The sequence below is a fragment of the Candidatus Amarolinea dominans genome (genome assembly GCA_016719785.1).
In the GTDB taxonomy this organism is placed as follows: domain Bacteria; phylum Chloroflexota; class Anaerolineae; order SSC4; family Amarolineaceae; genus Amarolinea; species Amarolinea dominans.
This window is the reverse complement of record JADJYJ010000001.1, coordinates 207,589-222,531: the sequence shown is the minus strand read 5'-3', so window position 1 is coordinate 222,531 and position 14,943 is coordinate 207,589. Positions and strand designations below refer to the sequence as shown.

10 protein-coding genes are annotated in these 14,943 nt (G+C 64.3%); 9 read left to right on the top strand and 1 reads right to left on the bottom strand.

Annotated features, from left to right (window positions below; translation table 11 throughout):
• Nucleotides 1-13: 13 nt before the first annotated feature.
• The 7 genes from IPM84_00965 to IPM84_00935 all read left to right on the top strand — a co-directional run bounded on the left by IPM84_00965 (nt 14) and on the right by IPM84_00935 (nt 11,162).
• Entirely contained in the window at nt 14-1,513 is a 1,500-nt protein-coding gene (locus IPM84_00965) for a hypothetical protein (GenBank protein ID MBK9091357.1), read from the top strand.
• 461 nt (nt 1,514-1,974) lie between these two features.
• The gene (locus IPM84_00960; protein MBK9091356.1) at nt 1,975-3,552 is read left to right on the top strand and encodes a hypothetical protein; all 1,578 of its coding nucleotides are present in this window, start codon (nt 1,975-1,977) and stop codon (nt 3,550-3,552) included.
• 214 nt (nt 3,553-3,766) lie between these two features.
• Entirely contained in the window at nt 3,767-6,856 is a 3,090-nt protein-coding gene (locus IPM84_00955) for a DUF11 domain-containing protein (protein MBK9091355.1), read from the top strand.
• 326 nt (nt 6,857-7,182) lie between these two features.
• Nucleotides 7,183-7,476, top strand: a complete 294-nt coding sequence (gene gatC, locus IPM84_00950) for an Asp-tRNA(Asn)/Glu-tRNA(Gln) amidotransferase subunit GatC (GenBank protein ID MBK9091354.1) — start codon at nt 7,183-7,185, stop codon at nt 7,474-7,476.
• Entirely contained in the window at nt 7,476-8,936 is a 1,461-nt protein-coding gene (gene gatA, locus IPM84_00945; protein ID MBK9091353.1) for an Asp-tRNA(Asn)/Glu-tRNA(Gln) amidotransferase subunit GatA, read from the top strand. Before gatC ends, gatA begins: the two co-directional genes overlap by 1 nt.
• A 25-nt stretch (nt 8,937-8,961) precedes the next feature.
• The gene (locus IPM84_00940; GenBank protein ID MBK9091352.1) at nt 8,962-9,954 is read left to right on the top strand and encodes an NTP transferase domain-containing protein; all 993 of its coding nucleotides are present in this window, start codon (nt 8,962-8,964) and stop codon (nt 9,952-9,954) included.
• Nucleotides 9,955-9,995: 41 nt separating this feature from the next.
• Entirely contained in the window at nt 9,996-11,162 is a 1,167-nt protein-coding gene (locus tag IPM84_00935; protein ID MBK9091351.1) for an aminotransferase class I/II-fold pyridoxal phosphate-dependent enzyme, read from the top strand.
• A 346-nt stretch (nt 11,163-11,508) separates the two neighbouring features.
• On the opposite strand, the gene IPM84_00930 is transcribed toward IPM84_00935, so the two are convergent.
• Nucleotides 11,509-12,351, bottom strand: a complete 843-nt coding sequence (locus IPM84_00930; GenBank protein ID MBK9091350.1) for an alpha/beta hydrolase — start codon at nt 12,349-12,351, stop codon at nt 11,509-11,511.
• A gap of 696 nt (nt 12,352-13,047) precedes the next feature.
• On the opposite strand from IPM84_00930, the gene IPM84_00925 reads away from it, so the two are divergent.
• Both IPM84_00925 and IPM84_00920 read left to right on the top strand, forming a co-directional pair.
• Nucleotides 13,048-13,755, top strand: coding sequence for a response regulator transcription factor (locus IPM84_00925; GenBank protein MBK9091349.1), 708 nt, complete (start codon nt 13,048-13,050; stop codon nt 13,753-13,755).
• Nucleotides 13,752-14,834 carry a HAMP domain-containing protein gene (locus tag IPM84_00920; protein ID MBK9091348.1) on the top strand — a complete coding sequence of 361 codons (1,083 nt, stop codon included), beginning with the start codon at nt 13,752-13,754 and terminating at the stop codon, nt 14,832-14,834. Before IPM84_00925 ends, IPM84_00920 begins: the two co-directional genes overlap by 4 nt.
• Nucleotides 14,835-14,943 lie beyond the last annotated feature (109 nt).

The following is a 14,943-nucleotide window of genomic DNA, read 5'->3' as shown; positions in this document are numbered from 1 at the left end:
CGGGCTGGCGGTCTTGAGCAAGATCGAGTTCGGGGTGATGGCCGCCGGCGCCTGCGCCGCGGCGCTCCTCCTGCACCGGCCGCGCTCAGCCCGGGCCGCAGCCCTTTTCCTGGGCAGCAGCCTGCTGGTATCCGCGGGCGGCCTGGCCTGGCAGGCGGCCAGCGCCGGCTGGTGGCCGATCTGGCGGGGCTACGCGCTGTACGATGAACTGGTCAGCCGCCAGGTGTGGGGCATTCAGCCCGGCGTGCTCGTCTCCCAGCGCTGGCTGCTCGGGCTGGGCAGCTTCTGGTTCGGCCTCGCGGCCCTGGCCGTGACCCGGACGCGGCCGGCCTGGCGGCGCGCCGGCATTGGCCTGGCCCTGCTGGCCGGCCTGCTCACCCTGGGCCTGCTGCTGCCTGATCTGGCGGTGGGCGGCGGCAGCGCAGCCCTGGCGCACCTGCGCCGCGGCGAGTGGCAGCAGATTCAGCTCGCACCCGCGCAGGCGCTGGTCTGGCTGGCCGCTCTGCCCTGGGGCGCCTTGTTCTTCGTGCTGCTGGCGGCCGGTTGGCATGCGCGGCGTCAGCCCGTTCCCGCGGCCTGGTGGCCGCTGTGGGCGCTGGCCGTGCTGGCCAACCTGCGCTACGTCATGATCGGCGCCGCCAACGGCTTCGTGGCCGTGCCCTCGGCCGCGCTCCTCTGGTGGCTGTGGATCGAACCTGGTCCGGATGCCGAGGCCGGGCGACAGCCGGCGTTGGGAAGGCGAGCGCCGGCAAAGCGAGCGATTGAAATCGCGCCTGACGGGCGTGCCGCCGGGCGTCCACCTGCGTGGACGCGGGACGGGTCGGCGCAGGCCGACCTGGCGGCGGAACGCCCCTTCGCCCCGAATTCATTCGGCGGGCGAGCGATTGAAATCGCGCCTGACGGGCGTGCCGCCGGGCGTCCACCTGCGTGGACGCGGGACGGGTCGGCGCAGGCCGACCTGGCGGCGGAACGCCCCTTCGCCCCGAATTCATTCGGCGGCTGGCGGCGCTCCCTGGTTCTGTGGGCCGCGGCCGTGGTTGGCGTGCTCAACCTGGGCGGCCAGGCGTTGCTGCCTGATCTCTACTTCACGCAGCCGCGCGGTTGGGTGACGACCGCGGTAGGCCCGGTTGCGCTGGCGCAGGAGGTGGTCGAGCAGGTGCGGCCGCTGCAGGAGGCGGTGCAGGAGGCGGTGGGCGAGCCGATCTTCGTCACCGGTTTTGCGCCCGGCTGGTATCTGTTGGCCGGCCGCCCCAACCCGACGCCGTTCGACATCGTGCATGCCGGCCTGGGAACCACGGGCAGCGACGCGGCCCTGGTGCAGCGCCGGTTGGCCGCACAACCCCCGCAAGCGATCATCATGCCCGCCTGGCAGTGGCGGCCTGGAGACGGGCCGCCGCGCAGCGATGCCCTGGCTGTCCAGCAAGGCCTGGCCGCCTGGTGGGCTGCGCTCCCCCAAACCTATCGTGAAATCCCCCTGCCCACCGTGAGCCGCTGGGTCCTGCTGGTCAGGTAGCTCACCTTTCAGTAAACATCTCAACCTGACACCCAGCCGGGGGTAACCGGCACATCGAGGAGGAAAGTATGAAAAGCACAAGCAAAGTGATGCGCCTGAGCGTAGTCGCGGTTTGTCTGATTGCCGCAGCGGTTTTGTTGACTCCTAATGATGCGAGCGCTGCATCCTGTTACACGACAAAATCCGGGGACTGGAACGATACTTCGGTCTGGGGCGGTTGTGGTAGCAACTACCCTGGCCAGAGCACCAACGATTACGTTACCATTAAGAATGGTCACACGGTAACACTCAATACTAGCCCGGGAGCCATCTATTTTCTGGAGATAGAAGGTGGGGCAACGTTCGATGGAAGCTCTAACACGTTGACTATCAGCTCTTCTGGCGGTACCCCTGGTATTCTACGAAATGGCACTTTCACCGCTGGCACTGGCACTGTGTTGTTCAACAGCAGTTATGGTGTTGTGGTTTCAACAGTCAGCAGCTCAATTACTTTCTACAACATGACGATCACCGGCACTGGCGCGAATTTTGGCAGTAGCTCCACTGTAAACGGCACGCTGACCATCAACCCCGGCGGCTACGTCAGCACTAACCCACCGACCTACGGCAGCGCCTCGACCCTCAAGTACAACACGGGCGGCACTTACGGCCGCGGCCTGGAATGGAGCGCCACCAGTAGCCCTGGTTATCCCGCCAATGTGCAGATCAGCAGCAGTACCACCCTCGACCTGAGTAACGGTGGCAGCGCAAACCGCCAAATGGCGGGTAGCCTGACGATTGATACTGGCTCGACTTTATCCATGGGCGCCATGACAAACTCCCTGACCGTGCTCGGCAGCGTGACGAACAACGGCACACTAACCCTTTCTGCGGCCGGCAGCGGCGACCTCAATGTGGGCGGCGACTGGACCCATGCGGGCACCTTCACGCACAACTCCCGTGAGGTGACGTTCAATGGCGCCTCCGCCCAGACCATCAACGGCGCGACGACGTTTGCTTATCTCTATGTCAACAATGCATCGTCAACCGGGGTTTCGCTCAATGCGGCCACCACCGTCAATAACCGCCTCAAGCTGGGCGGGCTAGTGACGCTCGGCAGCAACAATTTGATCGTGGACGCTGGCGCCTCGGTTCAGGATGGCTCCGGCGGCTCGACCTTCAGCGCAACCAACATGGTCGTCCCCACCAGTACCGGGGAGTTTCGTCGGGGGTTCACCGGGACCGGTTCATTCACCTTCCCGGTGGGTGACAACACCGACACAGCCGAGTATTCGCCGGTGACGCTGAACTTCACCAGCGGCGCCTTCAGCAGCGCCTATGCGGCCGTCCGTTTGACCGACGCCAAACATCCCAGTAACACTAGCGCGACGAATTTCGTGACGCGCTATTGGACTGTGACGTCGTCTGGCATCAGCAGCTTCTCCTGCAGCGCCTCGTTCTTCTACCTGGATGCCGACATTGCTGGCACAGAGGCCAGCCTCTACGCCGGCAAGTACAACGGCTCCACCTGGACGCTGCTCGATGCCGTGGATGCGCCAAACAACAAACTGTCGGGTACCGTCACCGGTTTTTCCGATTTCACGGGAGGCGAGCAAGCCCCCCTCTCCGCTCCTCTCGCCAGCTTCGATGCGACGCAGAGCGGCGACGCCATCCTGGTCACCTGGGAAACGGTCAGCGAGATCGGCAACCTGGGCTTCAACCTGTGGCGCGGCACTTCGCCGAACGCGCCGGACGTGCAGCTCAACAGCACGCTGATCCCGTCGCAGGCCCCGGGCAGCAGCCAGGGCTTCAGCTACGAGTGGTTGGACGCGGCCAACCTGGTCAATAACACCACCTACTACTACTGGCTGGAGGATGTGGACATCGCGGGCGTGGTCACGCGGCACGGGCCGATCAGCGCGACCTATTCCGCGCCTACGGCCGTGCGCCTGCTCGGCGCCGATTCCGCGGCCGCACTGCCGGGGGTGCTGCCCTTGGTAGCGGCGGGGCTGCTGGCGTTGGCCGGTTTGGCCGCCGCCGGGCGCCGCCGCCGGCGCTAGAAATTCGCACACAGGGACACAAAGAACACCAAGAACAGAGATTTCTTCTTTGTTTCTTGGTGTCCCTGTGTGAGCATCGCCGGCAACGCGAAAAATCCATCCGTCTATCAGTTAGTCCGGTTGCAGTATCGTTGCTATCCCCGCGCTACGGCGGAATCGGCTGTCACCGATATCCCGCAGCCGTTCCTGTCTTCCCCGGAAAGGAAATACACTGATGCGGATTCCTCGAAACCTGGCGCGCCTGTTTCCCCTCGTCGTTGTGATGGCCCTCCTGCCCCTGGCCGGCGTTACACCCAATGCGGAGCACGTGCGCGCCGCGCCGGCTGCGGCCATCAGCCTCTCCGCTCCTTACGAACAGAACTTCGATACATTGTCCAATACTGGCACCGGAAATCCCTGGACCGATGATTCAACTATTGCCGGTTGGTACACCAACAAGACAACCTACAATGCCGGAACCGGCACCAGCACCACCGGATCTGTCTTCAGTTTTGGTTCGACCGGTTCCACGGAACGCGCGCTAGGCTCGGTGGCATCTGGAACGACCGGTGCCATTTACTACGGCGTGCGCCTGGTCAACGACACCGGCTCTACTGTGTCTGCCATAGCCATAGGCTACACCGGCGAACAGTGGCGAAACAGTGCAGATGCATCGCAGCACTCGCTCGCGTTTGCCTACCAGGTCGGTGCTACCAGCCTCACCGGCGGTTCGTGGACCGCCGCAAGTTCGCTCAATTTTGCCGGTCCAATTTCAGGAGGCACGGCTGGCGCGCTGGACGGAAATCTTGCTGCTAACCGAACCACGTTGTTTGCGGTAATCAATGTGACCGTGACCAATGGTCAGGAGATTTGGCTCCGCTGGCAGGATGATAACAGCAGCGGCGACGATCACGGGTTGTCTATTGACGACTTCTCTGTGTCTGCACAACCGTATCTGGTGGTGACAAAAACCGCCAGTGAAAGCTCGGCCAGCCCTGGCGATGCACTCAACTATACGTTGGAGGTACAGAATCTTGGAATAGTCGCCAGCGGCGTCACGGTGAGCGATGACTTCGATGAGACGAAGCTCGATTTTCTCAACTCATCTCCGGCCACATCCTCCTTCAACAGCAGCACGCAGGCGGCCACCTGGAGCATCGGCGCGCTGGCCGCGGGCGCTTCCACCACCATCAACGTGGAAGTCAACACCCTGGGCGGCGCCAGCGGCACGGTCAACAACGCCGCCACGGCCACCGGCGCCGGCCTGGGCGTCTCCACCTCGAACACGGCGGCCGTCTCCATCGTGGCGATTCCCACCCCATCCATCACCACCAACGGCTCCAAGACCTGCGGCACGGCCGGCGGTGTGAACGCTGAAGGCCCCGGTTTCTGCGACGCCGCCACCGGCCCGGGCGCGGAAAGCATCCTCTTGAGCATGAGCCCCTGCCGGGCCGCCGGCAAGATGTGCTTCATGGTGGATGTGCAGGCCAATGAGAGCTTGACGATCCATTCCAACGGCACAACCGCAGCGGGCAATCTGACCACAACCCCCTATTACCAGGGCGCGGCCGGTTCTGCGACCAACCAGGGCGATGCCACCGGCGTCAAGGATACCAGCATCACCGTGCCGGCCAGCGGCGTGGATCAATACCAGGTCTGCTTCGAGGGCACGGGCGGCGAGGTGCGCGACCTGTACGTCAAGTTCGCCACTCCCTCCGGCGCGACCGGCCGTATTCACTCGGACGCCTGGTGCATGTCCAACAAAACCTTCTGCCCCACCTGCAAGTTCGACTTCACCGTGCTGGCGCGCTGCGGTGAAAAGCTGCGCCTTCCCTTCGATGATTTCGAGAACATGACCGGCCTCAAGGTCTTCAAGCCGGGCGCGGGCGGCGCGCCGTCAACCACCACGCTGGCCGCGGTCTCGGTCCATCGCGTGCAGGGCGCCACCGATTGCACCTACTGGTCGCATGCGGGCGGCGACCCCAGCTCTACCAGCGGCACGTATGACGGCTCCTACTGCGGCAAGTCCATTCCGGCAGTCAACAGCGACAACGATACCGTGGCCTGGTACGACGGCGATGCGCTCAATCTGAGCAACGTCATCACCAACGAGGAATACTGGGGCGATGCCTGCTACACCGATCCGCCGCCGGACCCCACCGTGTCTAAAGGCTACTGCGCAGGCGGCGGCCTGTGCGAGTCGGCCTCGCCGGGCGATTCCAACTACAACAGCCAGGCGCAGATCTACCTGGAGATTGACCTGAGCGCTGCGGCCAACGGCTGCGGCGCCTACACCCTGCAGTCTGATCGCGCCACCGGCTACAACTGGAGTCTGCAGAGCTTCTGCTACGACGGCAGCACTCAGTTGGGCGCGCAGCAGGTCTACTTCAACGGTGCGACGCAGTGCAGCGGCGGTAATGCGCCCGGCCTGGCCGCCACGTCTGCCCTGCCTGAACTGGTCATTGACACCACCCTGGAAATCCTTGCCAATGGCGCGGTCAACCCGGCCGCGTGCAGCGGCGGCGTAGTGGACGCGCCCATCACCGTGAGCTACAATCTCGCCAATCCGAGCTGCGGCGCGGCCACCGGCCCCTTCAGCAACGCCTTCACCATCAGCGACGCCGATGCGGCCAACAGCGCGACCCACAGCAGCGTAGCAACGCTGGCCGCGTACGCCCAACGCACCGAAACAGTCAACACCACCGTGCAGTGCGCATGCAGCGGCAGCCTGCTCACCGGCGGCGCCCTGCAAGTCACCAGTACGACCCTCGATTCCGCGTCCAGCCTGACCGAATGCTCCGAAAACAGCAACGCCGTCAACTGTCTGCCCACCACCTCGGTGACGCAGTCGCCGGCTGCCTCCTGCCTCAGCCTGTGGAACGCCGCAGGCACGCCCCTGGCCGCGGCGCTGGCGAGCTTCGACGCCGTGCAGAGTGGGGAGGCCATACGTGTGACCTGGGAGACGGTCAGCGAGATCGGCAACGTCGGCTTCAACCTCTGGCGCGGAACCACGCCGAACGCACCAGACGTGCAGCTCAACGCCAGCCTGATCCCGTCGCAGGCGCCGGGCAGCAGCCAGGGCTTCAGCTACGAATGGCTGGACGCGGCCAACCTGGTCAACAACACCACCTACTATTATTGGCTGGAGGATGTGGACATGGCCGGCGCGGTCACGCGGCACGGCCCCATCAGCGCGACCTACGCGGCGCCCACGGCCGTGCATCTCCTCGACATCAGCGCCGCGCCCGCATCCCCCATCGTTCTGCCCCTGGTTGCGATGGGCCTGGCCGGCCTGTCCGCCCTGACCCTCCGCCGCCGGCGCTAGAAATTCGCACACAGGGACACAAAGGACACCAAGAACAGAGATTTCTTCTTTGTGTCCCTGTGTGAGCCATTGCGATCTTTGCGTTAGAAATTTAACGCCAGGGCGCAGAGACGCAAGGACGCAAGGTTTTTTTGCTTTTGTCTTTGCGCCTTTGCGTCCTGGCGTCTTTGCGTTAGAAGTTAGCGCAAGGACGCAAGGAACTTTTCCTTTTCATCTTTGCGCCTTTGCAGTGAAGAATGAGTGTACAGGCGGCGCTAATCTTGCTGGCAACTGCGGGCGATGCTATAATGTGTTCAGGATCGCATCTCACCCATCGAGCATAAACTATGGCCCTGACGCTGCAAGACGTCGAACACATTGCCGAGCTGGCGAAGCTGGGCTTGACTGCCGAAGAGAAAGAGCGCTTTCGCACGCAGCTCTCCACTATCCTCGATTACGCCCAACGCCTGCAAAACCTAGCGACCGACGACATCGAGGCGACGGCCTCCGTCCTGCCGCTGACCAACGTCTGGCGCGAGGACGTGGCGCGGCCCTGCCTGCCCACCGAAGACGTGCTGGCGAACGCGCCTAACGCCGAAGACAACCATTTCCGCGTGGCCGCGGTGCTGGAAGAAGAGTGATGGCCGTGGACCTCTTTCGCCTTACCATTCACGACGCGCATGACCTGTTGCAACGCGGGCAGTTGACCTCCCTGGCTCTGACCCAGGCGGTGCTCGACCGCATCCTCGCCCTGGACAACGATCTGCAGGCGTACCTGACCATCGTGCCCGAAATGGCGCTGGAAATGGCCGCGGCCGCGGATCAACGCCGCAGCCAGGGCGAAGACCATCCCCTGCTCGGCATTCCTCTCGCCATCAAGGATGTGCTCTGCCTGGAAGGGGTGCGCACCACCTGCGGCTCGCGCATCCTGGAAGATTTCATCCCCCCCTTCACTGCCACCTCGGTCGCCCGCCTGGAAGCGGCCGGCGCGGTCTTCCTGGGCAAAACCAACACCGATGAGTTCGCCATGGGTTCCTCCACCGAGAACTCCGCCTTTTGCACCACGCACAACCCGTGGGATCTGACGCGCGTGCCCGGCGGCTCCAGCGGCGGCAGCGCCGCGGCCGTGGCCGCAGACCTGTGCCTGGGCGCGCTCGGCACCGACACCGGCGGCAGCGTGCGCCAACCCGCCTCCTTCTGCGGCGTCGTCGGCCTCAAGCCCAGCTACGGCCGGGTCAGCCGCTATGGCCTGATCGCGTTTGCCTCTTCGCTCGACCAGGTGGGCGTCTTTGGCAAAGACGTGACCGACGCCGCCATCCTCCTGCAAACCATCGCCGGGCACGATCCGCTCGATTCCACCAGCATGCCCCTGCCGACGCCGGACTATCGCCGCGCCCTGACCGGCGATGTGCGCGGTATGCGCATCGGCGTGCCGGCCGAGTATTTCATCGCCGGCATGCAGCCCGAAACCGAGCAGGCGGTGCGCGCGGCCATCGCCAGACTGGCCGACCTGGGCGCGGAGATCATCGAAGTCAACATGCCGACCACCGCCGAGGCCCTGCCGGTCTACTACCTGATCGCGCCAGCCGAGGCCTCGGCCAACTTGGCCCGTTACGACGGCGTGCGCTTTGGCCTTTCCGCCGGCGCCACCGACATCTGGGAGAACTACCGCCAGACGCGCGGGGCCGGCTTTGGCCCGGAGGTCAAGCGCCGCATCATGCTCGGCGCCTACGCGCTCAGCGCCGGTTACTACGACGCCTATTACCTGCGCGCGCAGAAGGTGCGCACCCTGATCCGCCGCGACTTCGAGCGGGCGTTTGCGCAGGTAGATGTGATGGCCTGCCCCACCTCGCCCTTCACTGCCTTCAAGATCGGCGAAAAGGCGGACGATCCCCTGCAGATGTACCTGGCCGACATCTTCACCCTGTCGCTCAACCTGGCCGGCAACTGCGGACTCTCCATGCCCTGCGGCTTCGATAGCAGCGGGCTGCCCATCGGCCTGCAGTTGCTCGGCCCGGCCTTTGGCGAGGAGAAGATCTTGCGCGCTGCGCACGCCTTCGAGCAGGCCACCGCCTGGCATTTGCCGCACCCGCCGCTGTAAAAACAACGAGGAGTCAATCAGTGCTATGAAAGTTGTCATTCCCCTGGCGGGCTTTGGCACCCGTCTGCGCCCTCACACCTACACCAAACCCAAGCCGCTGCTCAACGTGGCCGGCAAGCCGGTTCTCGGTCACATCCTCGACCAGCTCAAAGGCATCGAGTTGGACGAAGTGATCTTCATCGTTGGCTACCTGGGCGACCAGATTCGGGAATACGTGGAGGCCAACTATCATTTCCCGGCGCGCTTCTTCGAACAGAAGGAGCTGCTCGGCCAGGCGCACGCCATCTGGCTGGCGCGCGAGGCCATCGCCGGGCCGATCCTGATCATCTTCGTGGACACCATCTTCGAAGCCAATCTGCTGGAAATCCCGCAGGTGGACGCCGATGGCATCCTCTACGTCAAAGAAGTGGCCGACCCGCGGCGCTTCGGCGTGGCGGTGACCGACGAGGACGGTCTCGTCACTCAGTTGATCGAAAAACCCGCCGGCTTCGACCAGCGCATGGCGGTGGTGGGCGTCTATCACATTCATGACGGCGCCTGGCTCAACCGGGCCATCGAGCAGCTCATGGCCGAAAATCGCCAGACCAAGGGGGAGTTCTACCTGGCCGATGCGTTCCAGGTGATGATCGAGCAGGGCGCGCGCTTCGTCACGCGGCAGGTGGAGGTTTGGGAGGATTGCGGCAAGCCGGAGACGGTGCTGCACACCAATCGCTACCTGCTGGAGCACAACGGCGCGTATGTGGGCCAGGCGCGCATCGTGGACTCCACGATCATTCAGCCGGTCTACATTGCCGACAATGCCTGCATCGAAGGCTCGGTGATTGGCCCCTTCGCCACCATTGCCGCCGGCGCGTGCGTGCAGAATTCGCTCATCCGCAATTCGATCGTGGATGAAGATGCCGTGATCGGGGACACGATGCTCAGCGAATCGCTGATCGGCAAAGGCGCGTTCGTGCGCGGCGCCTACCGCAAACTCAACGTCGGCGATTCGTCACAGGTAGATTTCAGCGCCGCCTGATCCCCCCCCTCCCACCCCGTCATTCGCAGGAGGACCATCGTATGTCAGATCGTATCTCGCAGCGCGTTGCCAGCGTGCCCCCCTCTGGCATTCGCCGCTTCTTCGACATTGCCGCCACCATGCCCGATGTGATCTCGCTGGGCATCGGCGAGCCAGATTTTGTCACCCCTGATGCTATTCGCAACGCCGGCGTTGCCTCCTTGCAGCGCGGAGAAACGCGCTACACCTCTAACTCTGGCACGATCGAACTGCGCCGCGCGGTGGCCGCCAAACTGGCGGCCCTCTACGGCGTGTCGTACGATCCAGAGACCGAGCTGCTCATCACCGTCGGCGTCTCCGAGGCGCTCTACCTGGCGATGACCGCTATCCTCGATCCGGGCGATGAGGTGATCGTGCCGCAGCCCTGCTTCGTGGCCTACACCGCGGAAGTCACGTTTGCCGGCGGCGTGCCTGTGCCCATCCCCACCTACGTCGAAACGCAGTTCCAGGTGACGGCGCAGCAGATCGAGGCCGCCATCACTCCCCGCACCAAAGCCCTCTTGATCGGCTATCCGAACAATCCAACCGGCGCGGTCATGAGCCATGAGCGCATGGTCGAAATCGCCGCGGTGGCGCAGAAACATGACCTGATCGTTCTGTCCGATGAAATCTACGACCGCCTGGTCTACGGCGTGCAGCACACCTGCGTACCGGCTCTGCCCGGCATGAAGGAGCGCACCATCCTGCTGGGCGGGCTGTCCAAGAACTACGCCATGACCGGTTGGCGTATCGGCTACGCGGCCGGGCCGGCCGACCTGCTGGCCGCGATGCGCAAGGTGCATCAGTTCACGATCATGTCCGCGCCCACCACGGGCCAGGTGGCCGGCGTAGTGGCCCTGTCGGACCCGGCCGCGGAGGACGCGGTGCAGGCGATGATTGCCAGCTACGATCGCCGCCGCCGCTTGATCGTCAAGGGCTTGAACGAGATCGGCCTGGACTGCTTCGAGCCGCAGGGCGCGTTCTACGCCTTCCCATCGGTGCAAAAGAGCGGCATGAGCGATGAGGAGTTTGCCAACGGCCTGCTGCAAGAGGAACATGTCGCGGTGGTGCCCGGCAATGCCTTCGGCGTCGGCGGTGACGGTTACGTGCGCTGTTCCTATGCCACGGCAACCGAGAAGCTCGAGCAGGCGCTGGAGAAGATGTACCGTTTCATGCGGCGGCATGGGTGAGAGCGGAGTTTGGAGCGCGAAGACGCGAAGGTTGCGAAGGGCGCGAAGCGCGAAGGGCGCGAAGCGCGAAGCGCGAAGATCGGAGACCGGAGATTAGAGATCGGGGATCGGGGATCGGGGATCGGGGATCGGGGATCGGGGATCGGGGTCGAAAGCCCACGGACAGCAAAACGCTGTCCGTGGGCTTTGTTTTTGGGCGGTATGGGGCCGTCGTATCTTCTCGATTTGTAGGGGCGCACCCTTGCGGTCGCCCACGCGGGCAGGCTATGCCCTTCAGGTTGGTGGCCTCAATCTGTAGGGGCGCACCCTTGCGGTCGCCCACGCGGGCAGGCGCAAGGCCATGCCCCTACTTTAGGTTGGCGGCCAGGAAATCGAGCACGACCTTCATGTTGGCGGCGTCGCTGAACTGTGAACCGCCGTGGCCTGCGCCTTCGAGGAAGGTGAGCGTGGCTTTGTCTGAACCGGCGGCCTGCAGGGCATCGTACAGCAGTTGGCCCTGCTGCGGCGGCACGTTGCAGTCCGCGGTGCCATGCTGGATCAGGAAGGCCGGCGCGTCTGCGGTGACGTAGGTGATCGGATTGACCAGCTTGACCTTATCGGGCACGGTCTGGATCGCCGCACCGACGACCAGCGATTCAGGCGAGTCTGCGGCGTCGTGGGTCGCGGGGCAGGAGGTGCCGGCAAACTGCTGGTCCATCTGCAGGAAATCGGTGGGGCCGAACCAGTCAATCACGGCCTGCACGCAGCTCGACTGCTCGGCGTTGCCCAATTCAGCCCCTTCCAGCGCCGCCGCGCCGCACGAGGCGCCCAGCAGCGCCACCAGGCTGCCGCCGGCCGACTGGCCGAAGGCGGCAAAGCGCTGCGGGGCCAGCTTGTAGGCGGCGGCGTTGGCGCGCAGAAAGCGCACGGCCGCCTTGACATCCTGAATCTGTGCGGGCGCCAGGGCTTCGCCGCTCAGGCGGTAGTCCACGCTGACCACGGCGTAACCGGCGGCCAGGAAATCGTCCGCGCTGGCCGGATTGCTCTTATCGCCCATCTTGAACGCGCCGCCATGCACGTTGATGACGACCGGGAACGGGCCATCGCCCTCGGGCAGGTAGATGTCGAGTTTCTGCGTGGCCGAAGCACTGGCGTAAGCCACATCCTTGAACGCAGGCGTGGCCTTGATCGCCGTCACGCCGCCGCCCATAGCGGGGCGACCGGCTGGCGCGGCGGCCGCCGGCGCGGTGGTGGCAGTGGCCGCAGGAGCCGCCGGCGCGGCGGCCGCAGTGGTGGCAGTAGCCGCCGGCGCAGCCGGCGCGGGCGCGGCGCAGCCGGTCATGATGCTGCTGACCAGCAGGGCCAGGAGACCGACAGCGATTTGCCTCAGCGTCGCCGAACGGCGCCGGGCAGGGCGATGAGTGATTGATGAACTGAACATGGTTTGGAACTCCTCTTGAGTATTTCGGGCGACCATCACGGTGCGCCCCGACGAATTCCATGCTAACACCGAAATCTCAAGAAATCCTCAAGATCGTCTACACAGAATCTGGATTTTGTTGGGCCGCCTGGTAACTGCTCACCCTGCAAGTTGATTTGACAGGATGAACAGGATGAACAGGATTCTTGCTCTGTGGTGTGCAAAACTACCGCCACGAGGGTTCGAATATCCTGTCAATCCTGTGAATCCTGTCTGAATTCCAGGCAGGCTGAGCCTTTACGCCGCTTGACAAGAAATCCGTGTTGATCCGTGTCCAGCAAGCTGCGTGGGCGCGATCGTGCGCTCGGACTGTATCGCTCGAGAACTTCTTGACATTGTCTTGAGATTGCTGTGTTATCATCACATCAGCGAAGCGATATTCACTGGCGGTTGTGAGACGCCAGACGACTGCGGGAGAATGAGCCTATGCCACAACGAATCCTGGTGGTTGACGACGACCGATCTATTCTGAAAGTGCTGCGCGCCTACCTGGAGCAGGCGGGCTACCTGGTGCTGCTGGCGGGCGACGGCGAAGCCGCGCTGCACACGCTGCGCCACGAACGCCCAGACCTGGTCATCCTTGACCTGATGATGCCCCACCGCGATGGCTGGGAGGTGACGCGCATCGTGCGCGCCGATCGCATCCTGGCCGCAACACCGATCATCATGCTGACCGCGCGCGTCGAAGACACCGACAAGATCGTGGGGTTGGAGCTGGGCGCGGACGATTACATCACCAAGCCGTTCAATGCGCGCGAGGTGGTGGCGCGGGTCAACGCGCTCCTGCGCCGCACCCGGCTCGATCAACGGCCGGGCGCGGTCGGCCAGGTCCTGGTGACAGGCAACCTGCGGCTCGATCTCAACCAGCACACGCTGACGATCGAAGGCCGGCCGGTGGAGCTGACGCGCACGGAGTTCAATCTGCTCACCCTGTTCATGCAGAATCCGGGCTACACCCTGACCCGCGATGATCTGCTGGATAAGGCCCTCGGTTACGCCAGCGAAGGCATGGGGCGGGCGCTCGATACCCATATGCGCAATTTGCGCCGCAAGATCGAGCACGACCCGGACAATCCGACGATCATTCAGACCGTCTACGGCGTCGGCTATCGCTTGACCGGCGGTGCGCCATGAACCGGTTATGGGTTCGGCTCAGCCTGATGATCGGCGGCGTGTTGTTTCTCGTCTTCTTCATGCAGTTCCTCGCCATCACGTTCGACAGGGATGCGCAGAATGGGCCGGGAAGCGGCGCTGCGCCCACGCTGCAAACGCCGGGCGCGCCGGGTGCGGATGGCGAGCCGGATCAGGCTGAGATTGCACGGCGCTTGCTCAACTTCATGGCGCTCTCCCTGGTGGTGGGACTGATGGCCGGCGTGGTGATCGGCCGCGTCGTCAGCGCGCCGATGACAGACCTGGCGCGGGCCGCGCAGCACATCGGCGCGGGCAATCTGGACACACGCGTCAAGGCCCGCGGCAGCCGCGAGATGTTGCAGCTTGCCGACACCTTCAACAAGATGGCGGCCGACCTGCAGCACGCCGAAACGCTGCGCAACAACCTGATGGCGGACGTTTCGCATGAACTGCGCACGCCCCTGACCGTGCTGGAGGGAAACCTGCGCGCCGCGCTGGATCATGTCTATGCCCTGGACGAAGCCGAGATCGCCAATCTCTACGGGCAGACGCGCCACCTCATGCGCCTGGTCAACGATCTGCGCGACCTGTCACTGGCCGAAACCCATCAGCTTCCCCTGGAAAAACAACCGACCGATCTCAACGCGCTGGTGACCGAGACCTTGCAGGCCCTGGAGCCGCTCGCCGTCGAAAAAGGCGTGCAGTTGGCGGATCAAACAGACAAGCTGCCGCAACTCACGGTGGATCCCATCCGCATGCGGCAGGTGCTCTTCAATCTGCTCTTCAACGCGCTGCGGCACACACCCGCAGACGGCCAGGTGTTCATCAGCGCCGGCCTGCGTGAGGGGGAAGCCTGGCTGGCGGTGCAGGACAGCGGCGAAGGGCTGGAGGCGGGGCATCTGGCCGCCGTCTTCGATCGGTTCTACCGCGCGGATCGCTCGCGCAGCCGTGAAACCGGCGGCACCGGGCTGGGGCTGGCGATTGTCAAAGCGATCGTCGAAGCTCACGGCGGCCGCATCGAAGCGCACAGCGAGGGCAAGGGCCGCGGCTGCCGGTTTGTCATCACGCTGCCGGGCCGCTAACGAACCGGCTCGAAGTCTCGAACTGGCGCCCGCCCAGTGTGGCTTTTTCGCGCGGCGCGCCGTCCAATCTCCCAGTTCAATAAAGAACTTATTCGTACGGGGAGATGAA